This window comes from Macrococcus brunensis, assembly GCF_022343725.1.
In the GTDB taxonomy this organism is placed as follows: Bacteria; Bacillota; Bacilli; order Staphylococcales; family Staphylococcaceae; genus Macrococcus; species Macrococcus brunensis.
Window position 1 is genome coordinate 1,870,452 of record NZ_CP092179.1, and the last position, 21,433, is coordinate 1,891,884.

Consider the following 21,433-nt stretch of genomic DNA (forward strand, 5'->3'; position numbering starts at 1 on the left):
ATTCTCTGTTAGACTGAAGGATTGAAGATTTTCTTGAAAGCATTGATTGCATCAACGAATTTCTCGTCTGCCGGTAAAGCTTTAGTTTCACGAATTTCCTGGTAAAGGTGTGGTGCATTATTGCCCACCCATCCTAAGAATTCATCTTCAAAACGAGTGATGTCCTGTACAGGAATGTCATCAAGGTGACCTTTAGTTAATGCATAAAGAATCGTAACCTGCTTTTCAACAGTAAGAGGTTTATTTTCATCTTGTTTCAGTACTTCTACTGTACGTTTACCACGCTCTAACTTCGCTTTAGTTGCTGGATCTAAGTCAGAACCGAACTGTGCGAATGATTCAAGCTCACGGTATGATGCTAAGTCAAGACGAAGTGTACCCGCTACTTTTTTCATCGCTTTGATTTGTGCTGAACCACCTACACGTGATACAGATAAACCGGCGTTGATCGCTGGACGTACACCTGAGAAGAATAAATCAGACTGTAAGAAAATCTGACCATCTGTAATAGAGATAACGTTAGTCGGAACGTAAGCTGAGATATCCCCTGCCTGCGTTTCAACGAATGGAAGCGCTGTGATAGATCCGCCACCTAAGTCATCGTTTAGTTTCGCTGCACGCTCAAGTAAACGACTATGTAAGTAGAAGACATCCCCTGGGTAAGCTTCACGACCTGGCGGACGACGAAGTAATAATGATAACTCACGGTAAGCTGCTGCTTGTTTAGTTAAATCATCATAAACGATTAAAACATGTTTACCATTGAACATGAATTCTTCTGCCATTGCGACACCTGAGTAAGGCGCAAGGTAAAGAAGTGGTGCTGGTTGTGATGCAGAAGCAGATACGACGATAGTGTAATCTAACGCACCGTGTTGACGTAAAGTTTCAACCGCTGTACGCACTGTTGATTCTTTTTGTCCGATTGCAACGTATACACAGATCATATCTTCATTTTTTTGGTTAAGAATCGTATCAATAGCAACCGTTGTTTTACCTGTCTGACGATCACCGATGATTAACTCACGCTGACCACGACCGATAGGTACAAGTGCGTCAATCGCTTTAATACCTGTCTGAAGCGGCTCGTCTACTGATTTACGGTCCATAACGCTTGTTGCTGGAGATTCGATAGGACGTGTTTTTGTTGTGTTGAGCGGGCCTCTGCCATCGATTGGCTGACCAAGTGGGTCAACAACACGACCAATCAGTTCTTCACCTACAGGTACTGACATGATGCGACCTGTACGTTTCACTTCGTCTCCTTCTTTAATCTCTGTATAAGGTCCTAAAATAACGATACCTACATTGTTTTCTTCTAAGTTCTGTGCAAGACCTAACACGCCGTTATGAAATTCAACAAGTTCCCCTGCCATAACGTTGTTAAGACCGTGAACTAAAGCGATACCGTCACCGACCTGAATTACTGTACCGACATCTGTTACTGTCACACCAGATTCATAGTTTGCAATCTGTGACTTTAACAGTGCACTGATTTCTTCAGCTTTGATGGCCATCTATGTCACTCCTTAATGATTATTGTTGTTGAACTGCTTTTGAGATTTCTTTAAGACTATTCTGAACTGAACCATCATAAACTGTTGTACCGATTGTCGTTCTGATACCGCCAATCAAATCTTTGTTAATGATATTTTCAATCAGTAATCTTTTATAGCCTGTACGCTTGATGAAAGCTTTACCGATGTCGTTGATCTCCTCATCAGAGAGTGCATAGACAGATTCTACTTTCATGTACTGTTGTTCATTCGCTTCATTATAAAAATGTTCATACTCTGCACTGATTGCTGGAATCAGTTCTAAATGCTTACGTTCAGCGAGAATCTTAAGTAAATTCATCAGCGGCTGATCGACACCTTTGAACGTCTTTTCAACAAATTCGATGCGAGATTGTTTGGATACTTGTGGATCTTCAGCGAAACGATGGAAAGACTGGTCAGCTGATACGACTGTCTTTAAAGTATCAAGATCTTTCTTGATGCTGTCCGATACCCCTTGCTCGTGTCCGACTTCGAATAGACTTTCGGCATATTTCTTCGCGATAATCATTATTTATCGCCTGCCTCTTGAATATACTGACTCACAAGTTGTTTTTGATCTTGTTCGTTAATTTCTTTGTTGATGACTTTAGATGCAATCAGAACAGAAAGTTCAGCAACGCGGTCATTGATGTCCGCAATTGCACGTTTCTTTTCGTTCTCGATTTCAACTTGTGCATCTTCAACTAATTTGTTTGCTCTTGCATTCGCTGTATGAAGAATTTCTTCATGTTCACGTTTCGCTTGTACTTTTGCATTTTCAAGGATTGATTGCACTTCTCCTTGGGTACGAGTAAGTAAAGCTCTATTTTCTTCAGCATAACGTCTTGCTTCTTCGTTCTGAGCTGCTGCGTTATCGATGTCAGAATTAATCGCCTGCTGACGCTCATCCATAATATTTTTAAGCGGACCCCATGCGAATTTACGCAGTAATGCGAGTAAAATAATGAATGTCAGAAGTGTTGCAAAGATAGTCCCCCATTGAACACCGTCAACATGTTCAGTTGCTCCTAAAATAAAGAAATCCAATATTAACGCTCCTTTCGCCACAGTTAAAGTCATAAATGAATGGCGAAATCATAAAGACTTCGCCTTAACGAGTGATATTATAATTAGCGGTTCATTACCATGAATGCTACTACTACTGCGATGATAGGAAGGGCTTCGACTAAACCTACACCGATGAACATGATTGTCATTAATGGACCACGTGCTTCAGGCTGACGAGCAACCCCTTCAACTGTACGAGAAACAATAAGACCGTTACCGATACCTGCGCCAAGTGCTGCTAAACCAATTGCGATTGCTGCTGCTAATAAATTCATTAATAATTTCCTCCTAAGAAATATAATTGTTTTTTTATTTTATATTAATGGTCTTCAGACACTTTATGTGACATGTAAACCATTGATAACATAACAAAGATGTACGCTTGAATTGCACCTACGAAAATTGAGAAACCTTGCCAGATGATAAGCGGGATTGCTGCACCGAACCAGCCGAGCATTCCAGCGCCGCCGATACCTGCAAGCAAGCCGAGTAAAACTTCTCCGGCAAAGATGTTACCGTATAGACGAAGACCGAGTGTCAGAGTAGATGAAAACTCCTCGATGATCTTGAACGGTACCATAAACCATACTGGTTGAGCAAAACTCTTGAAATAATTACCCGCACCGCGCATCTTAATACCATAGAAGTGTGTCAGTACAACCATTAAAGTTGAAAGCGTCAGCGTCACTGTAGCGTCTGCTGTCGGCGATTTCCACCATAATGTGTGTCCAGTCACAATCGCAAATGGTAAACCAAGCATGTTAGCAACAAAGATGAAAAGTAATAAAGTGACAGCTAAAAAGTGAAAGCGTGCCCCTCTCCCCCAGTCCATATTGCTGTTGATGATTCCGCGCGTGAAGTCGAAAATCCATTCAATAAAGTTTTGAGCACTCGATGGTCTGTGACTTAAATTGCGAGTGCAGAGAATCGCAATCAGAAGGACGATAACCGCTGTAATAACCAGCATCATAATCGAGCTTAGATTGAAGATGATATCGTGTCCCATGAAGTTCCAGATATAGAGTGGTGATGCGTGTTCCATTTCTTCACCTCTTCCTATTATTTATTATTGTTTCAGACTGATAAATGTATGTATGAGAATCATGACATACGTTAGAGTGAGGCCAAGCGCGATGCCATAGATGCTGATCGCTTCAGGAAATCTCACCCAGAAGAGGCAGGCCATCGTCGCAATGAGAAAACGAATACCCATACCACTAGAGATGTACAGCGACTCACTATTGATCGCGCGATACAGATAGTGATGCCATACAAAAGCACTGATTGCCGAAGCAATCGTACCGATGATTAATCCTAACGCGAAGCTACTTCCTGTAATAAGATAGGCAACAAGAAGTATGAGGATTAGATAGAGAAAAAACTGCAGATAACGCTTAAAAAAGATTTTGAAACTTGACATATAATATGTCTCCTTCGAACGCAATGAAAACCGTTACATTCCAAGGTTTATAATAATATAGCCCTAAATGTGTGTCAATGCCATGCCAAAAACTCAAAAAATAAAGTTTAACAAAATGTTCACATTTCAGACACATTTATTCTTTTTATTTTCGCATTATCATTGCTTACTGTTTTTATTTATCTGAAACCTTGAATGGAGTTGGTTTCTCCTCTGTCAAGCCGAAATAATGCTTAATATGCGCACAGATTCTCTCAGAAGTATGACCATCACCATAAGGATTGCTGGCCTGACTCATGGCATTATAGATCGATTCATCTGTCAGCAGTTCTTTAGTCAAACGGTAAATGTCTTCTTCTTCAATACCCGCAAGTTTAAGCGTCCCTGCTTTTACTCCTTCCGGACGTTCTGTTGTGTCACGTAGAACGATAACGGGTTTACCGAGTGATGGCGCTTCTTCCTGGACACCACCTGAATCTGTAAGGATAAAATGGCTTCTTGCCGCAAAGTTATGGAAATCAATAACATCCAGCGGCTCAATCAGTTTGATGCGATCATGGTCAGCCAGGTACTGTGCAGCGATTTCACGTACTTTCGGATTTTTGTGCATCGGATAGACTACTGTCACATCTTCATGTTCATCAATGATTCGTTTGATAGCTTTGAAGATGTTATGCATCGGTTCGCCGATATTCTCACGACGATGAGCAGTCAGTAAAATAATTTTTTTGTCTGCATATGCATCAATGATTTCACTATGGTAATCATCCTGTACAGTCGTTGATAATGCATCGATTGCTGTGTTGCCTGTTACGACAATTGCGTCTTCCGGTTTATTTTCACGGCGAAGGTTCTCAGCCGCTTCATCTGTCGGTGCAAAGTGAAGATCTGCAAGAACACCCGTCATCTGTCTGTTCATTTCTTCTGGGAACGGAGAATATTTATTGAATGTACGAAGTCCTGCTTCTACGTGACCGATAGCGACTTCATTATAGAATGCTGCAAGACCTCCCGCAAAAGTCGTCGTCGTATCACCGTGAACAAGAATCATATCCGGCTTCGCTTCTTTAATGACGCCTTCAAGACCTGTCAGCACGCGCCCAGTTACTTCAGTCAGTGTCTGACCGGCTTTCATGATATTGAGATCGTAGTCAGGTGTGATATCAAAGATTTCAAGTACCTGATCAAGCATCTCTCTATGCTGTGCCGTTACAACAACAATCGGCTCCAGACCTTCTTCTTTCTTCAACTGTAAAACGAGAGGTGCCATCTTGATGGCTTCCGGCCTCGTCCCAAATACCGTCATAATCTTCTTCATTTTCTTCTCTCCTTATTTTGTACCGAATAAACGGTCGCCCGCATCGCCAAGTCCTGGCACGATATAACCATGATCATTCAACTTCTCATCCAGTCCGGCGATATAAATATCAACATCAGCATGGGCTTCTTTTAATAATTCTACACCTTCAGGCGCTGCAATCAGACACATAAAACGGATTTTAAGTGCACCGCGCTTCTTGAGCGAATTAATCGCTTCAATTGCTGATCCGCCTGTTGCAAGCATCGGATCGACAACGATAAAATCACGTTCTTCTATGTCCTGTGGTAATTTCGCAAAATATTCAACAGGTTGCAGTGTCTCTGGGTCACGATATAAACCAATATGGCCGACACGTGCAGCTGGAATTAATTTCAGCACGCCATCCGTCATACCCAGACCTGCTCTTAAGATGGGTACAACTGCAATTTTCTTACCTGCTAAGCGCTTAGCTGTCATCTTAGTGACAGGTGTCTGAATTTCGACATCCTGCAGTTCAAGGTCACGTGTGACTTCATAAGCCATCAGCATGCCGACTTCATCGACTAGCTCGCGGAATTCCTTCGTTCCTGTTTGTTCATCACGAATATAACTTAGTTTGTGTTGAATCAATGGGTGGTCAAATACATGTACTTTGCCCATTATTGCACCTCTCTTTTATTGGTATAAGGGAAATCTAGCAACGAGCGCACTGACGCGTTCTTTTGCTTTATCAAGTGTTTCCTGTTCTTCATGATTATGCAGTACATCTGCTATAATTTCAGCGACTTCTTTCATTTCCTCTTCTTTGAAACCACGTGTTGTAACAGCGGGTGTCCCAATACGAATGCCGCTTGTTACAAAAGGACTGTTTTCATCAAAAGGAATCGTATTTTTATTTGTGGTAATACCGACTTCATCAAGTGCTTTTTCCGCAACCTTGCCTGTCAGACCAAAAGTCGTGACATCTACTGCAAAGACGTGGTTATCCGTACCGCCTGATACGATGCGTAGTCCTTTTTCTTTTAATGCTTCGCTCAGTGCGACAGCATTTTTCAGAACCTGCTCCTGATATTCTTTAAATTCAGGCTGCAGCGCTTCACCGAATGCAACAGCTTTAGCAGCGATGACATGCATCAATGGTCCACCTTGGATTCCTGGGAAAATCGCTTTATCGATCGCTTTAGCATATTCTTCTTTGCAGAGAATCATACCACCGCGTGGTCCACGGAGTGTTTTGTGTGTCGTTGTCGTCACAAAGTCTGCATGCGGTACTGGACTTGGATGAAGACCAACTGCAACGAGTCCTGCGATATGTGCCATATCTACCATGAGCTTGGCACCGATTTCGTCAGCGATTTCCTTAAATCGAGCAAAATCAATCTGACGTGAATAAGAAGAAGCCCCTGCTACAATCAGCTTCGGCTGATGTTCATGTGCCAGACGACGCACCTCATCATAATCAATCGTTTCTGATTCCTTATCCACTTCATAAGCCACGAACTTGTAATCGATACCGCTGAAATTCACTTTAGACCCATGTGTCAAGTGACCACCGTGAGACAGATCCATTCCTAGCACTGTATCCCCTACTTCCAGTGCCACACGGTAAACTGCCATATTAGCCTGAGAACCTGAATGCGGCTGAACATTCACATGCTCGGCTCCAAACAATTCTTTAGCGCGGTCTCTCGCCAGATTTTCCGCAATATCCACAAACTCACAGCCACCGTAATAGCGTTTCCCCGGATAGCCTTCAGCATATTTGTTGGTCAGAACTGAACCTTGTGCTTCCATCACCGCTTCAGATACAAAGTTCTCTGATGCGATTAACTCGATATTGCTGTTCTGCCTTGCTCGTTCTTTTTCAATTGCCGCGTAAAGCTCTGCATCCTGTTTCTTGATCATGATGAATCCCCCTTAGTTTAATTCGTACTGTGCTCTTGGTCCGCCGATCAGCTTCGGTCGATGAGTCGCTATTGTCACAACTGCTTCACCGACTTTTTTCGTGTTGACCCGTACCGGAATCTGCACATGTTTGATATGCATACCGATTAATGTCTGTCCGATATCAATACCGCAGTCTGCCTGAATATGTTCAACGACCACAGGTTCTGATAGATGGCGATAAGCGTATGCACTCATACTGCCGCCTGCTTTTCTGACAGGCACTATAGTTACAGTCTGCAGGCCCAGCTTATCAGCCAGCGTTTTTTCCAGCGTCAGTGCCCGGTTGATGTGTTCACAGCCCTGAAAAACGAACTGAACACCTGTTTTCTCAGCAATAGCCTTAAAGGCCTCAAAAAAGGTTTCTGCGACTTCATCAGAACTATGTGTACCGATTTTTTCACCGATGACTTCTGACGTAGAGCAGCCGATGACGCAGATCTCACCTTCTTTGAAGAAGTGAATGGCTTCCAGTTCTGCGAGCAGTGTCTTAATGTCTGCCATAAGCATCTTCCAGTGCTGTAATCTTATCGATTCTTGCCTGATGACGTCCGCCTTCAAATTCACCTTTCAGCCACGTCTCAACAATCAGGAGTGCAAGACCCTCTCCGATGACGCGCTGCCCCATAGCGAGCACGTTTGAATCATTATGCTGTCTAGTGACTTGTGCCGTAAAGACATCATGGACAAGTGCACAGCGGACACCTTTTACTTTATTGGCTGCTATAGACATCCCAATACCTGTCCCGCAGATCAGAATACCTCTGTCATACTCTCCAGACGTCACTGCTTCACTGACTGGACGCGCGTAATCCGGATAATCAACAGAATCAGGTGAATCCGTGCCAAAGTCCTTATATTCAATTCCTAATTCATCAAGATGGTTCTTGATGGCTTCTTTATGCTGATAGCCACCATGGTCACTTGCAATCGCAACTTTCATTTTAAGACCTCCCTTACTCGAATAGGTTCATTATAGCTTATTTGTATTTTTTCCTCGAGTGTTTATTAAACAGGTGGCAACTTTTTAGCTAAATTGTCAATATGCTTTCTTAATTCTGTAAACACCTGTTCATAATGTGCAAAATGTCCCCCGTATGGATCGGCGATATCTCTCTGACTATCCGAGGTATATTCTGAAAGTGTATAGACATTCGCTGCCGGATAAAGAGACTGGATGTTCTTTTTATGCTGGCGTGACATCGTCAGAATCAAGTCTGCTTCAGCATCCTCCTCAGTGAAAGCCATTGCTGGACCGACTGCTGGTAACTGGTGCCTGCTGATGAGTTCAGCTGAATACTCAGACACGGGCGCCCCCGGGAAAGCCGCCAGTCCTCTTGATTCAAAAAGATGTGACGGTATAGCTGACTGCGCAAGACTCTCAGCAAGTGGGCTACGGCATGTATTACCTGTACAGACAAAAATTATTTTCATCTTTTTCCTACTTTCCGGCTGATGCCTTATCTATTCTATTCATCAGTGCCTGGCTCGCTTCATCACGTTTAAAACCGCTGAGAATGATCTTTGTGATTTCTTTATTGTGATCGATCGCTCTCAGGACATCATAAAGATTTGCCGATGCACTTTTAATATCCTGTTCATCCTGACAGAGCGGATAGAAAGTGCCACCCGTCACAAGAGAGCGAATGCTTTCCGGCCCGACAACTGCAGTGTGACGGTCGACTTGAAGAGATGAGGATATACCACCATCTACCAACTGAATCGGGCTATTCGGCGCATAGTGACGATATTTCATGCCGGGTGCAATGGGAGCATCATCACTCGTGTAATCAGCCTCCGTCATGCAACCTGCTACCACTTCTTCCAGCATGGATACTGTAATAGCACCTGGTCTTGCAATTCTAAATGGATAACTTGAACAATCAAGCACCGTACTTTCAATTCCGATGTGACTATCATCACCGCGAACTATACCATGTATACGGCCATTTAAGTCTTCATAGACATGTTCATAATTGGTAGGAGAAGGACGACCGCTTAAATTGGCGCTCGGTGCTGCGAGAGGCAGGCCGACGATTTCCAGTAACTGCAGTGCAGTTTTATCTTCCGGCATTCTAACAGCAACCGTCTCTTTTCCTGCAGTCACCTGTTCAGCGAGGCTATCTTTCTTGAGTGGCAGGATAAATGAAATAGGTCCCGGCCAGAAATAATCCATCAATTGCTGAGCTGCCGGATGAATATTTTCGATGAAGTCCATCTGTTTCTGCGAATAGATATGAACAATCAGTGGATTGTCACTGGGTCTGCCTTTGGCCACATAGACTTTTGAGACCGCTGCTGCACTTTTAGCGTTTGCTGCCAGCCCGTATACCGTTTCAGTCGGTATCGCGATAAGCTCATCTTCTTTAAAACCTGCTATAATTTCTGCTATTTGTGGATATGTGGATAAGTCATGCACATAGTTACGCACATCCCAAACGTATGTTTCCATCTCATAATCGCCTCCATTATTACTAGTTTAGTATAAAATAAAAAGTTATGCACAAATCGTGGATAACTTTTACGTTTTGTGCATAACTTATTGACACCATTTGAACCAGATGATACGGTCCAGCTGATTAATATCTTTTTCTATATGGACGTCGACATTCGGATAAAGCTGATTGATAGACTCTTTCAAGGCCAAGCCCTGTGCATGACCGATTTCAAACAATACATGGCCGCCTTCTTTCATAACCTCAGGTAAATCCTGAATCATGCGTTTATAAAGTGCCAGTCCATCGTCGTCAGCAAAGAGGGCAAGATGTGGATCAAAATCCAGTACAGAATCAGACATCAGCTCTTTTTCACTTTCAGCGATGTAAGGTGGATTTGAAACGAGTATATCCAGCTGGATACTTTCTGCTTTAATAGGGGCGAGCAGGTCACCTTCTAGAAATCGGACAGATGCCCCCAGCAATTCTGCATTTCGTTTCGCTACTTCAAGTGCTTCAGAACTGATATCCACTGCGTAGACTTCGTAATCAGACTCCAGAGCAAGTGTGATAGCGATACAACCGCTGCCAGTTCCAATATCAGCTACGACCGTTCCCGCATGTTCAAGGGTTCGTTCAACGAGTTCCTCTGTTTCAGGACGCGGAATCAGCACATGTCCATTGACTTGAAAAGGTCGGCCGTAGAACATCTGAAAACCGGTTAAATGTCCCAGAGGCACGCCAGATGCCAGCAGCTCTACTTTAGAAACATAGAGCTGCTGCATCTCCTCAGTCAGCACGGGCTGATCCAGCATGATATCAAGCCTGGATAGTTCAAATAAATCCATCAGCAGCCAGTCCGCGCCGTTTACAGGGATATCCTGCACGCGTAACAGCTGACGTGCAGGTATCAGCAGTTCGCTCGGCTTAAAGGACACCTTCGTTCAACTCTTCAAGCTTAGATGTCTGCTCAGCAACTGTCAGTGCCTCGATGATTTCAAGTACTTTACCTTCAACGATCTGATCAAGCTTCTGAATCGTCAGACCGATGCGGTGATCAGTTACACGGTTCTGCGGATAGTTATAAGTACGAATACGCTCTGAACGGTCACCAGAACCGACAGCTGATTTACGCTGTTCTGCGTATTTTGCCTGTTCTTCCTGCAGCATCATGTCATAGACACGTGTTTTCAGAAGCTTCAGGGCTTTCTCACGGTTCTGAATCTGTGATTTCTCTGAAGAAGTTGCGACAATACCTGTCGGAATATGCGTGATACGTACAGCAGAGTCAGTCGTGTTGACGTGCTGACCGCCCGAACCACTTGAACGATACGTTTCAATTCTTAAATCTTCCTGCTTGATGTCAATTTCAACATCTTCTACTTCAGGCAGTACGGCTACCGTTGCAGTTGATGTATGGATACGTCCACCACTTTCAGTGGACGGGATACGCTGCACGCGGTGTGCACCGTTTTCGAATTTCAGCTTACTGAATGCCCCGTTACCGTTAATCATAAAGATAATCTCTTTATAACCCCCGTGGTCCGCTTCGCTTGCTTCCATAATATCGATCTTCCAGCCCTGCTCTTCAGCGAACTTAGAATACATACGGAACAGATCGCCGGCGAAAATAGCCGCTTCATCTCCACCCGCTGCACCACGAATCTCCATGACAACGTTTTTATCGTCATTCGGATCTTTTGGAATCAATAAGAATTTCAGCTCTTCTTCTAGTGCTGGAATCTGCGGTTTCAGTTCTGCGATTTCTTCCTTAATCATTGCTTCTTCTTCTGCATCTTCAGCATCACCCATCATTTCGAGTGCTTCTTCCAGCTGCTGCTTTACTTCTTTATAATTGCGATAGACTTCTACTGTCTTTGATAAGTCTGACTGCTCTTTAGAATACTGACGCAGTTTATTTGGATCCGATACAACATCCGGATCACTCAGCAACTCATTCAGCTGCTCATAACGATCTTCAACGATTTCTAACTGATCTAACATATTAATCCTCCTCTGTACTTCTTACGATATGATGCGCCCGGCACCTTGGTTCGTAACTTTCATTTGCGCCAATCAGAATGAGCGGGTCATCAACACGTGCTGGTTTACCATCTATCAGACGCTGAGTACGTGATGCAGGCGAACCGCATACTGCACACACTGCCTGCAGCTTCGTGACGTGTTCACTGATGGCCATCAATTCTGGCACTGGATCAAAAGGCACTCCTTTAAAATCCATGTCCAGTCCTGCGACAATAACGCGATGTCCACGGTTTGCAAGTTCCGTCGCAATCTCAACTACGCCATTATCAAAAAACTGCACTTCATCTATCGCTACAATATCGATATCACTCGTCACATGGTCCAGTATAGCTGCTGAACCCGGCACATTGAACGCCTCTACTTTCGTGCCGTTATGCGAAACTACTTCATCATCGCTGTAACGGTTATCGATCTGCGGTTTAAAGACCATGACTTTCTGCTTTGCATAGAGTCCTCGTCTGATCCGTCTGATTAACTCTTCACTTTTGCCACTGAACATACTGCCGGCAATACATTCCACCCAGCCTGCGTGATAACTTTCATACATATGACCTGCCACCTTTTAACACATAATCGCTTCATTATATCATAAAATAAGACTTTTAAGCGCATAGCAAAAGGCGAATTTATGATACAAAAAAAGTTCCAGCATTCAGTTGAATGTGGAACTCGTAAGCTATTATTCGTTGCTTGATTTGAATCCGAATTTCTTGTTGAAACGCTCAACACGACCATCCGCAGATGCGAATTTCTGACGGCCAGTGTAGAATGGGTGAGAATCTGAAGAGATATCTAAACGGATAACTGGATATTCGTTACCGTCTTCCCATGTCATCGTTTCGTTTGAAGAACGAGTAGAACCGCTTAAGAATTTAAAATCTGTAGTAGAATCTAAGAAGATTACTTTACGGTATTCTGGATGAATGCCTTGTTTCATTATTTTTCAGCTCCTTTGCCCTGAACCATCTGGAACAGAGTTATTCGTGTTATACACGTCAATACTTACATATTATATAGGGTCTGACCTCAGAATGCAACCATTAAATAATCGGTTTGCCGCTCTTTGCACTCTCAGCCATACGCTCACCTAATTGCTTGAAGAAATCAGCATTATTGTCACTTTGCTTCAGTCGTCTTAGGAAGCGTTCAGTGAAGTCAGGTGCTTCAGTGAACAGGTTGCGCAGCTGCCAGACCATATCAAGTTCTTTCTTATCCAGCAGGAGTTCCTCTTTACGCGTTGAGCTCCGGCGGATATCTATCGCAGGATAGACACGCTTTTCAGCTAATTTCCGGTCAAGTGTCAGTTCCATATTACCTGTTCCTTTGAATTCCTCGTAAATCATGTCATCCATACGTGAACCTGTATCTACAAGCGCAGTCGCAAGAATAGTCAGGCTGCCGCCTGCTTCGATATTACGAGCCGCACCGAAAAAGGCTTTCGGCTTATGCAGACTTGCTGGGTCAAGACCACCTGACAAGGTGCGGCCGCTCGGCGGAATCACCAGGTTGTAAGCGCGAGCGAGTCTTGTGATGGAATCCATCAGGATGATGACGTCTTCTCCGAGTTCGACTAAGCGTTTCGCACGTTCAAGTAACAGTTCAGCCACTTTAACATGATGCTCAGGCGGCTCATCAAACGTTGAATGAACCACTTCTGCCTGCTCAACAGACCGTTCAAGGTCAGTTACTTCTTCCGGTCTTTCACCGACAAGTAGAATAAAGAGCTTCGCATCCGGATGATTCGTGCAGATCGCATTGGCTATTTCTTTCAGCAGAGAAGTCTTCCCTGCTTTAGGCGGTGCGACAATCATGCCACGCTGGCCAAAACCAATAGGCGTCACAAGATCCATAATACGTGTTGAATACGCTGTCTTAGTCGTTTCAAGTTTAATACGTCTATCCGGATATAGAGGCGTCAGCGCCTGGAAATGGGGACGCTTCTTCACTTCTTCCGCATTCTGATCATTGACAAAGTCCACCTGCAGGAGACCATAATATTTCTCATTTTCTTTAGGCTTACGTACTTTACCCGTTACTTTATCGCCTCGTTTGATTTCAAAGCGACGGATCTGACTGGCTGAAATATAAATATCTTTTTCGCCTTTTGAGTAGTTGACCGTTCTCAGGAAACCGTAGCCGTCTAACTGTATGTCATCCAGTACGCCCTCCATATAATAATTGCCGTCCTGTTCCATCTGTTTTTCCATGACAGCCAGAACCAGCTCTTTTTTATTCAGTTTGCTATAGTTCACAAGTCCCAGTTCTTTTGCGCGTGCAGTCAGTTCTTTAGTCGTACTGTTCTTATAAAGCGCATCAAAAGATTCATACTGAGGGCTTGTCCGTTGTTTTTCAGTCATATGACACCTTCTATTTAATTTATTCATTTCTCTGATAATAGATAAGAGGGAAAGATACGGGGATCTTGCGATGAACTTTCATAGTTTATCATAAAACGAATCATGCCAAAAGAAAAATCAGCATGCCTCGCATGCTGATTGGTCTATTAGATTGTATCAGAATCGTTGATAGTGAGACCCGGTTTTTTCTCAAGGCTGTGACGACCTTGAACAAAGCGGACAGTTCCTGATTTAGCACGCATGACAAGTGAGTGTGTCGTTGCGAATCCACCTTTGAACTGAACACCTTTCATCAGTTCGCCGTCAGTCACTGCAGACGCTGCAAAGATAGCATCGTCACCTTTAACCATATCATCCAGCTGAAGAACGGTATTCGGTTCGATACCCATCTTGCGGCATCGTTCTTCCTGCTCTGCATCTTCAGGTAACAGGATACCCTGGAAGTCACCGCCAAGCGCTTTAATACCAACAGCCGCAATCACGCCCTCTGGTGCACCACCTGAACCAAATAAAATATCAACACCCGTAAAATCAAATGCTGTGTTAATAGCACCCGCTACATCGCCGTGCTCAATCAGTTTGATACGTGCACCTGTTTCACGAATTTCCTTGATAATACCTTGATGACGTTCACGATTAAGAAGCGTCGCCGTTACTTCAGAGATATCTTTATTTTTCGCTTTTGCTACCGCATGCAGGTTTTCGCTGACGCTCTTCGTGATGTCAACGACGCCCTTACATTCAGGACCCACCGCGATTTTTTCCATGTACATATCCGGCGCATGAAGCAGTGTCCCGCGGTCTCCGACAGCAAGAACCGTCATCGCATTCCAGCTACCTTCTGCAACCAGTGTCGTTCCTTCTAACGGGTCAACCGCGATATCGATGGCTGGACCTTCTTTAGTACCTAGTTCCTCACCGATATATAACATCGGTGCTTCGTCCATCTCACCTTCACCGATGACAACCACACCATCCATCGGAATTGTATCAAATACAGTACGCATCGCAGTTGTTGCTGCATCATCTGCTTCGTTCTTTAATCCTTTACCTACCCATTTCGCACTCTGAAGTGCCGCTGCTTCAGTCACACGAACTAATTCCATCGATAAACTACGTTCCATATTCCATTCTCCTTTATCTATCAGGTTTGCATTCACAAATAGTATAACACATTCAGGTTAATGGTATATTCTTTTCATCAATATTCAGTCTTTAGAAACCAAAAAATCCTGCCAGGCAGGGTTTTAATGGTTCAGCTCAAGATTTTCCTGAGCCCATTCTTCTATTGGAATCATCGCCTGACTCAGTGCATATCCTTTCGGTGTCAGCACATATTCGATCGAAAGTGGTGTCGTTGTCGTCACTTTCTTCTCAATAAGTCCCCAGTCTGCAAGTTCCCCGAGTTTCAGACTCAGGGCGCGGGGTGTAATAGATTTCAGATCTCGTTTAATATCTGAGAAATGTGCACTACGATTGTCACATCTTGAAAGATAGTTGATCAATAACCCGTTCCAGCTTCTACCGAGGATTTTAAATGTCTCTTCTAAATAAGGACAAATTTCCATATTCCTCACCTCTTACTCCCATTATACTAAAGTATAAAAAATATATCAACTATAATAAATATATAAAAACACCTCACGAGAGGTGTTTTTATAGGCTAGATTTGTTCACGCCAAATGTCTGCGCCAAGCGCTTTTAATTTCTCAACAATCCCGCTGTAGCCACGGTCAATATGTTTAACATTATAGACAGTAGTCACACCTTCAGCAGTGAGACCTGCAATGACAAGACACGCACCAGCACGTAGGTCACTTGCTGCCACTTCTGCCCCTGTCAGTTTTGACGGCTTGATATAAGCAGTACCGGATTCTTCACTGATGTCTGCAGCCATACGTCTTAGTTCATCGACGTGCTTAAAACGCGCCGGATAAATAGTATCTGTTACGGTGCTTGCAGCATTCGCCATAAAGAGAAGCGGTGTGAACGGCTGCTGCAGGTCTGTCGCAAATCCTGGATAGACATTGGTTGTAATATTAAGCGGTTTTAAAGATTCTGAACGACGAATAATCGCACTGTCTTCACCTACTTCAATATTGACACCCATTTCTTTCAGTTTAGCCGTTAATGGGTCCATATGGAGTGGAATAATGTTCTCGATCACGACTTCCTCACCCATCGCTGCAGCAGCACACATATAAGTCCCCGCTTCAATACGGTCCGGGATAATCGTATGACTTGTACCATGCAGCTTCTCTACACCTTCAATTTTCAGTGTGTCAGTACCTGCACCGCGTATTTTAGCACCCATGTTATTTAACAGCGTTGCCACGTCTACAATCTCAGGTTCTTTCGCCGCATTTTCAATGACGGTCTTACCTTCTGCCATAGAAGCAGCAAGCATAATATTAATTGTCGCTCCTACAGAAACAACATCCATGAAAATAGTCGCGCCGCGCAGATTCTCAGCATGTAAATGCATGCCGCCTTCATCGCTTGTCACAGTTGCGCCTAATGCTTCGAAGCCTTTAATATGCTGATCGATCGGGCGTGGTCCAAGAGGACAGCCGCCCGGTAAACCAATCGTACATTTTTTGAATCTGGCGAGCATCGCACCCATCATATAATAAGATGCTCTAAGTGACTGTACTTTATGATTAGGGAGCGGCAGGTTCACTGCTTCTGAAGAATCCACAGTCAGTGTATCGCCCTCAAGCTCTGTTTTAATATTTAAGTCGCCCAGCAGACTCATTAAAGTGACAACATCAGAAATATCCGGAAGCCCGTCCAGCTTAACGATATCATCTGCCATCAATGTTGCTGGGATAAGTGCTACTGCACTGTTTTTTGCACCACTGATCTGGACTTTACCATTCAGCAGTTTGCCACCTCTTATCTTGATTACCTCTTCAGACATATATGTACTCCTTTTCGCATTTCACAATTATATTTTAATCTTCTATCTTACTGTTCGTTATATTTATATATCAATAGCTATAAGATTTGCGATTTTAAATATAATGCAAAATGTGGTAAAAAGTCAAGAAAAGCACACTTCAGCAATGAAGTGTGCTTTATTTTTCAATAACAGATTATGCTTTATTAGAAGTACCAAATTCACGAATCTTACCTTGTACAGTCGCTTTAATTGCTTCACGAGCTGGTCCAAGATATTTACGTGGATCGTAAACATTTGCATCGTTGTTTAATGTGTCACGTACTGCTTTAGCTGAAGCGATTTGGTTTTCTGTGTTAACGTTGATTTTAGCTGTTCCTAAAGAAATTGAACGTGTGATATCTTTAGTCGGGATACCTGTACCACCGTGTAATACAAGTGGTAATCCAGTTGCTCGACCGATTTCTTCCATTTCTTTGAAACCTAAATTAGGTTCACCTTTATATGGACCGTGAACAGAACCAAGTGCTGGTGCTAAACAGTCAATACCTGTTTTTTCAACTAATTCCTGACATTCTTTAGCGTCTGCATAAACAACACCGTCAGATACAACATCATCTTCCTGTCCGCCAACGCGACCCAGTTCCGCTTCAACAGAAACACCTTTAGAATGAGCGTATTCAACGACTTTTTTAGTGATTTCTACGTTCTCTTCAAATGAATGGTGAGAAGCATCAATCATGACTGATGTGAAACCAGCATCAATCGCTTCTTTACATTTTTCAAAGCTAGAACCGTGGTCTAAATGAATCGCTACAGGAACAGTAATGTTCATGTCTTTCATTAAACCTTCAACCATTTTAACAACAGTATAGAAACCGCCCATATATTTTCCTGCGCCTTCAGATACTCCAAGAATGACTGGTGCATTTTCTTCTTGAGAAGCACCTAAGATAGCTTGAGTGAACTCAAGGTTGTTCAAGTTATACTGACCTACTGCATAACCGCCTTCTTTTGCTTGGATTAACATTTCTTTCATAGAAACTAATGGCATGAAAATATCCTCCTTATGTGCTATGCACAACTTTTATAACTTCAGTATATCAAAGACCAGAAATGATTGCATAATATTAAGCATCTGCAAATTGCTCAGCAATCTCCAGTACATCTTTCATGACAAAAGGCTTCGTCAGTATACCCGTTGCACCTAGCTGATAGAGTTTTTCAACTTCTTCAGCAGACTGAAATGCAGAAACGACGTAGACAGGTGTGTCCGTCAGTTTTTTGATTTCACTGAGTGCTTCTTCTCCGTTCATTACCGGCATTCTTTTATCCATCAATATAAGGTTATATTGCTTGTCCTTCACCATTGTAAGCGCTACAAGTCCGTTTTCAGCTTCATCAACTGTATAACCACTCAATGAAAATATTTCCTTCAGCAATAGGCGAATATTGGCTTCATCATCAATCACCAGAATCCTCATGATTGTAATCGTCCTCCTTTTTATACTAAGATTGTACTATATATGTGCGATATTATTCAGGAAAAGGAAGGATTCATCATGATTAAGATTTTCAATACACAGCTGAATGGTGTCTTTCAGAAAATCAACAACCAGGAGACAGAGATCGACATCGCAGCACGTCTGCTTGCACAAGCTATTCTAGGTGAAGGCAAAGTTTATGTAAAAGGATTCGGAGACCTTAAATATTTCGAGGAATTTGCGACCAGCAGTGCCGAACGGCTGCCGGATTCAGAAAAACTGATTACAGAATCGGTCATCGATAAAACAGACAGAGTTCTGCTCATGGCTGATGCTTACGATGATGCTGTCATTGAATACATCGCAGACCTTGACCAGCAGGATATTGACTACGTTCTCATCTGTAATAAAGACGAACGCATCAGTAGTATGAACTTCATCGACCTTTCGACACCGCGCGCGCTTGTGCCGACTGAAGACTTCAGCCGTATCATCACCCCTCATATGATGGCGATGAATTATATTTATTACATTCTCTATGCCACTATTAAAGAAATGATAGATGACGAGAACGCATAAAAAAGTGCTATCTGCTGTACTGCAGATAGCACTTTTCTACTATTTGATTGTCGCTTCAATGAAATCTCTGAATAACGGCTGTGGACGAGTAGGACGAGATAAGAATTCAGGGTGGAACTGACAGGCAACAAACCATTTATGTTCCGGAATTTCGATAATCTCAACTAGACGGCCATCAGGTGATGTTCCTGAGAAGACCAAACCTTTTTCTTCAAGACGACCACGGAATTCGTTATTGAACTCATAACGATGACGGTGGCGTTCTTCTACTAATGGTTCACCGTAGGCTGCATGCGCTTTTGTTCCTTCAGTCAGCTGACAAGGATAGAGGCCGAGACGGAGCGTTCCGCCGAGGTCCACTACATCTTTCTGGTCAGGTAATAATGAGATGACTGGATAAGGTGTGTTTGGATCAAGTTCTGATGAATGCGCATCTTTTAAACCGACCACATTACGTGCAAATTCAACGGTTGCAAGCTGCATACCTAAACAGATACCGAAGAATGGAATATTGTTTTCACGCGCATACTGCGTCGCAAGAATTTTTCCTTCAATTCCGCGTTCACCGAAACCGCCTGGTACTAAGATACCGTCAACGTCTTTTAATTCTTCTTTAAAGTTAGAGACGTTCAGTTCTTCAGAATTCAGCCATTTGATCTCCACGTCTTTACCGAACTGGTAACCTGCATGTTTAAGTGCTTCTACTACAGATAAGTAAGCATCCTGCAGCGCCACATATTTACCGACAAGCGCGATTCTTGTTTTACCATCCAGATTGCGGACTGTATCAAGAAGCTGTGTCCATTCTGTCAGTTCCGCTTCCTCGTCAGCCTGTAAGCCTAGACGTTTAACAACGATGTCATCCATCTTCTGTTCTTTCAGCGCCAGTGGAATCTGATAAAGTGTGTCCGCGTCGCGGCACTCAATGACTGAATTTTTATCGATATCACAGAATAAAGCGATTTTATCACGCAGATCCTGTGTCATTTCGTATTCTGTACGTACAACGATTATGTCAGGCTGAATACCCAGACCACGCAGTTCTTTTACGCTGTGCTGTGTTGGTTTTGTCTTCATTTCGCCTGCCGCTTTAATGTAAGGAAGAAGCGTACAGTGAATATACATGACGTTCTCACGACCGAGATCACTTTTGATCTGACGGATTGATTCAAGAAATGGTAATGACTCAATATCACCTGTTGTACCACCGATTTCAGTGATAACGACATCAGCATGAGTGCTTTCGCCCGCTTTGAGCAGACGTGCCTTGATTTCATTCGTGATATGCGGAATCACCTGAACAGTGCCGCCTAAATAGTCGCCACGACGCTCTTTTTTCAGAACGTGAGAGTAGACTTTACCCGCTGTGACGTTAGAATACTGATTCAAGTTAATATCGATGAAACGCTCATAGTGACCTAAGTCAAGATCGGTTTCAGCGCCGTCATCCGTCACGAATACTTCACCGTGCTGATAAGGACTCATCGTACCTGGATCGACATTTAAATAAGGATCAAATTTCTGAATCGTTACGTTTAAGCCACGGTTTTTAAGCAGACGCCCTAAGCTCGCAGCAGTAATCCCTTTACCAAGTGAAGATACAACGCCACCTGTTACAAAAATAAATTTAGTCATATAAACCTCCTGAAATTAAAAAATAAAAAACGCTCCTTTTGCAAGCGCAAAGGGAGCGTAAATTTTATACGTTGTCCTATTTAAAGGAGCCCAAGTAAAATAATAATCATTTTTAGAAGATAAGTCAATCATCTTAAAAGAGAAATTAGAGTTCTTCCTCTTCTTCGTCTTCTTCAAAATCATCGTCGTCTTCTTCAACGACTAGACCCGCTTGATCGAGTTCATCTTCAACATCTTCATCTTCAGGATCTTCAAGGTTTTCTTCATCGCTGCCGTCTTCTACGACAACATCCAGCTCATCGTCGACTTCTTCTTCACCAAGAAGCGCGATATTAGCGTCATCTTCATCGTCATCATCAAGCACTTCAAACTTCTGAACAGTCGGTGCAATTTTTTCTTCGATATCGTCGACAGAATACCAGTCACGAAGACCCCAGATATTTTCTCCTGTAGAGAGGAAACGGCCATCTGTATTTAAATCTGTATAGAACTGAACCACGCGTGTTTCAATTTCTTCATCTTTATAATCACCGATTTTTTTGAATTCATCGATGATATCGTACAAGCCTTGATCCTTCCCTTTTTCTAAGAGATAAAGATAAGCCATATCGATGAAAGAATGTTCGTTCATCATTTCTTTAGTATATTCACTGATTTTCATTATTAATTCGTCCTTTCACGTCAGGCAGTCGATTTTTATTCACCCTAAATCATAACAAGAATAATCA

26 protein-coding genes are annotated in these 21,433 nt (G+C 43.0%); 1 reads left to right on the forward strand and 25 read right to left on the reverse strand.

What is annotated here, in order from left to right; translation table 11 throughout:
* Nucleotides 1–8: 8 nt before the first annotated feature.
* The 23 genes from atpA to MGG13_RS10025 all read right to left on the reverse strand — a co-directional run bounded on the left by atpA (nt 9) and on the right by MGG13_RS10025 (nt 18,479).
* Nucleotides 9–1,517: a F0F1 ATP synthase subunit alpha gene (gene atpA, locus MGG13_RS09915; protein WP_239034764.1), complete on the reverse strand. Its 1,509-nt coding sequence runs from the start codon at nt 1,515–1,517 to the stop codon at nt 9–11.
* Nucleotides 1,518–1,536: 19 nt separating this feature from the next.
* Nucleotides 1,537–2,067: a F0F1 ATP synthase subunit delta gene (locus tag MGG13_RS09920; RefSeq protein ID WP_239034765.1), complete on the reverse strand. Its 531-nt coding sequence runs from the start codon at nt 2,065–2,067 to the stop codon at nt 1,537–1,539.
* Nucleotides 2,067–2,618 carry a F0F1 ATP synthase subunit B gene (locus MGG13_RS09925; protein WP_133432143.1) on the reverse strand — a complete coding sequence of 184 codons (552 nt, stop codon included), beginning with the start codon at nt 2,616–2,618 and terminating at the stop codon, nt 2,067–2,069. The genes MGG13_RS09920 and MGG13_RS09925 overlap by 1 nt, the downstream gene beginning before the upstream one ends.
* Before the next feature lie 50 nt (nt 2,619–2,668).
* The gene (gene atpE / locus MGG13_RS09930) at nt 2,669–2,881 is read right to left on the reverse strand and encodes a F0F1 ATP synthase subunit C (RefSeq protein ID WP_041636195.1); all 213 of its coding nucleotides are present in this window, start codon (nt 2,879–2,881) and stop codon (nt 2,669–2,671) included.
* Nucleotides 2,882–2,925: 44 nt separating this feature from the next.
* Nucleotides 2,926–3,648: a F0F1 ATP synthase subunit A gene (atpB, locus tag MGG13_RS09935; protein ID WP_133432142.1), complete on the reverse strand. Its 723-nt coding sequence runs from the start codon at nt 3,646–3,648 to the stop codon at nt 2,926–2,928.
* 24 nt (nt 3,649–3,672) lie between these two features.
* Nucleotides 3,673–4,026: an ATP synthase subunit I gene (locus MGG13_RS09940; protein WP_133432141.1), complete on the reverse strand. Its 354-nt coding sequence runs from the start codon at nt 4,024–4,026 to the stop codon at nt 3,673–3,675.
* A 175-nt stretch (nt 4,027–4,201) separates the two neighbouring features.
* Entirely contained in the window at nt 4,202–5,344 is a 1,143-nt protein-coding gene (gene wecB / locus MGG13_RS09945) for a non-hydrolyzing UDP-N-acetylglucosamine 2-epimerase (RefSeq protein ID WP_133432140.1), read from the reverse strand.
* 12 nt (nt 5,345–5,356) lie between these two features.
* Nucleotides 5,357–5,986 carry a uracil phosphoribosyltransferase gene (gene upp, locus MGG13_RS09950; protein WP_239034766.1) on the reverse strand — a complete coding sequence of 210 codons (630 nt, stop codon included), beginning with the start codon at nt 5,984–5,986 and terminating at the stop codon, nt 5,357–5,359.
* A 15-nt stretch (nt 5,987–6,001) separates the two neighbouring features.
* Nucleotides 6,002–7,231 carry a serine hydroxymethyltransferase gene (locus MGG13_RS09955; RefSeq protein WP_133432138.1) on the reverse strand — a complete coding sequence of 410 codons (1,230 nt, stop codon included), beginning with the start codon at nt 7,229–7,231 and terminating at the stop codon, nt 6,002–6,004.
* 12 nt (nt 7,232–7,243) lie between these two features.
* A complete protein-coding gene (locus MGG13_RS09960) occupies nt 7,244–7,774 on the reverse strand; it encodes a TIGR01440 family protein (RefSeq protein WP_239034767.1) in 531 nt (176 codons plus the stop codon).
* Nucleotides 7,761–8,213, reverse strand: coding sequence for a ribose 5-phosphate isomerase B (gene rpiB / locus MGG13_RS09965; RefSeq protein ID WP_133432136.1), 453 nt, complete (start codon nt 8,211–8,213; stop codon nt 7,761–7,763). Before rpiB ends, MGG13_RS09960 begins: the two co-directional genes overlap by 14 nt.
* Before the next feature lie 65 nt (nt 8,214–8,278).
* Nucleotides 8,279–8,704 (reverse strand): low molecular weight protein arginine phosphatase, encoded by a 426-nt coding sequence (locus MGG13_RS09970; RefSeq protein WP_239034768.1) that lies wholly within the window; start codon nt 8,702–8,704, stop codon nt 8,279–8,281.
* A gap of 7 nt (nt 8,705–8,711) precedes the next feature.
* Nucleotides 8,712–9,722 (reverse strand): L-threonylcarbamoyladenylate synthase, encoded by a 1,011-nt coding sequence (locus tag MGG13_RS09975; protein ID WP_239034769.1) that lies wholly within the window; start codon nt 9,720–9,722, stop codon nt 8,712–8,714.
* Nucleotides 9,723–9,809: 87 nt separating this feature from the next.
* Nucleotides 9,810–10,643, reverse strand: coding sequence for a peptide chain release factor N(5)-glutamine methyltransferase (gene prmC, locus MGG13_RS09980; RefSeq protein ID WP_239034770.1), 834 nt, complete (start codon nt 10,641–10,643; stop codon nt 9,810–9,812).
* Nucleotides 10,633–11,709, reverse strand: coding sequence for a peptide chain release factor 1 (gene prfA, locus MGG13_RS09985; protein ID WP_133432132.1), 1,077 nt, complete (start codon nt 11,707–11,709; stop codon nt 10,633–10,635). Before prfA ends, prmC begins: the two co-directional genes overlap by 11 nt.
* Nucleotide 11,710: 1 nt before the next feature.
* Complete coding sequence (locus MGG13_RS09990; protein ID WP_133432131.1) at nt 11,711–12,298, reverse strand: thymidine kinase; 588 nt, start codon at nt 12,296–12,298, stop codon at nt 11,711–11,713.
* A gap of 132 nt (nt 12,299–12,430) precedes the next feature.
* Nucleotides 12,431–12,688 carry a type B 50S ribosomal protein L31 gene (locus MGG13_RS09995; RefSeq protein WP_133418455.1) on the reverse strand — a complete coding sequence of 86 codons (258 nt, stop codon included), beginning with the start codon at nt 12,686–12,688 and terminating at the stop codon, nt 12,431–12,433.
* A gap of 103 nt (nt 12,689–12,791) precedes the next feature.
* Nucleotides 12,792–14,108 (reverse strand): transcription termination factor Rho, encoded by a 1,317-nt coding sequence (gene rho / locus MGG13_RS10000; protein ID WP_133452034.1) that lies wholly within the window; start codon nt 14,106–14,108, stop codon nt 12,792–12,794.
* Between the two features lie 146 nt (nt 14,109–14,254).
* On the reverse strand, nt 14,255–15,232 hold the full coding sequence (gene glpX / locus MGG13_RS10005; protein WP_133432129.1) for a class II fructose-bisphosphatase: 978 nt from the start codon (nt 15,230–15,232) through the stop codon (nt 14,255–14,257).
* 123 nt (nt 15,233–15,355) lie between these two features.
* A complete protein-coding gene (locus MGG13_RS10010; RefSeq protein WP_133432128.1) occupies nt 15,356–15,676 on the reverse strand; it encodes a winged helix-turn-helix transcriptional regulator in 321 nt (106 codons plus the stop codon).
* Nucleotides 15,677–15,771: 95 nt separating this feature from the next.
* A complete protein-coding gene (locus tag MGG13_RS10015) occupies nt 15,772–17,028 on the reverse strand; it encodes a UDP-N-acetylglucosamine 1-carboxyvinyltransferase (protein WP_133432127.1) in 1,257 nt (418 codons plus the stop codon).
* A gap of 175 nt (nt 17,029–17,203) precedes the next feature.
* Nucleotides 17,204–18,061, reverse strand: coding sequence for a class IIb fructose-bisphosphate aldolase FdaB (gene fdaB, locus MGG13_RS10020; RefSeq protein ID WP_133432126.1), 858 nt, complete (start codon nt 18,059–18,061; stop codon nt 17,204–17,206).
* A gap of 76 nt (nt 18,062–18,137) precedes the next feature.
* Nucleotides 18,138–18,479, reverse strand: coding sequence for a response regulator (locus MGG13_RS10025; protein WP_239034771.1), 342 nt, complete (start codon nt 18,477–18,479; stop codon nt 18,138–18,140).
* A 90-nt stretch (nt 18,480–18,569) separates the two neighbouring features.
* On the opposite strand from MGG13_RS10025, the gene MGG13_RS10030 reads away from it, so the two are divergent.
* The gene (locus tag MGG13_RS10030) at nt 18,570–19,070 is read left to right on the forward strand and encodes a DUF2529 family protein (protein ID WP_239034772.1); all 501 of its coding nucleotides are present in this window, start codon (nt 18,570–18,572) and stop codon (nt 19,068–19,070) included.
* A 39-nt stretch (nt 19,071–19,109) separates the two neighbouring features.
* Here the strand turns inward: MGG13_RS10030 and MGG13_RS10035 are convergent, their stop codons facing one another.
* Entirely contained in the window at nt 19,110–20,705 is a 1,596-nt protein-coding gene (locus MGG13_RS10035; RefSeq protein WP_133432123.1) for a CTP synthase, read from the reverse strand.
* 145 nt (nt 20,706–20,850) lie between these two features.
* Nucleotides 20,851–21,366, reverse strand: coding sequence for a DNA-directed RNA polymerase subunit delta (gene rpoE, locus MGG13_RS10040; protein WP_239034773.1), 516 nt, complete (start codon nt 21,364–21,366; stop codon nt 20,851–20,853).
* Between the last annotated feature and the right edge of the window lie 67 nt (nt 21,367–21,433).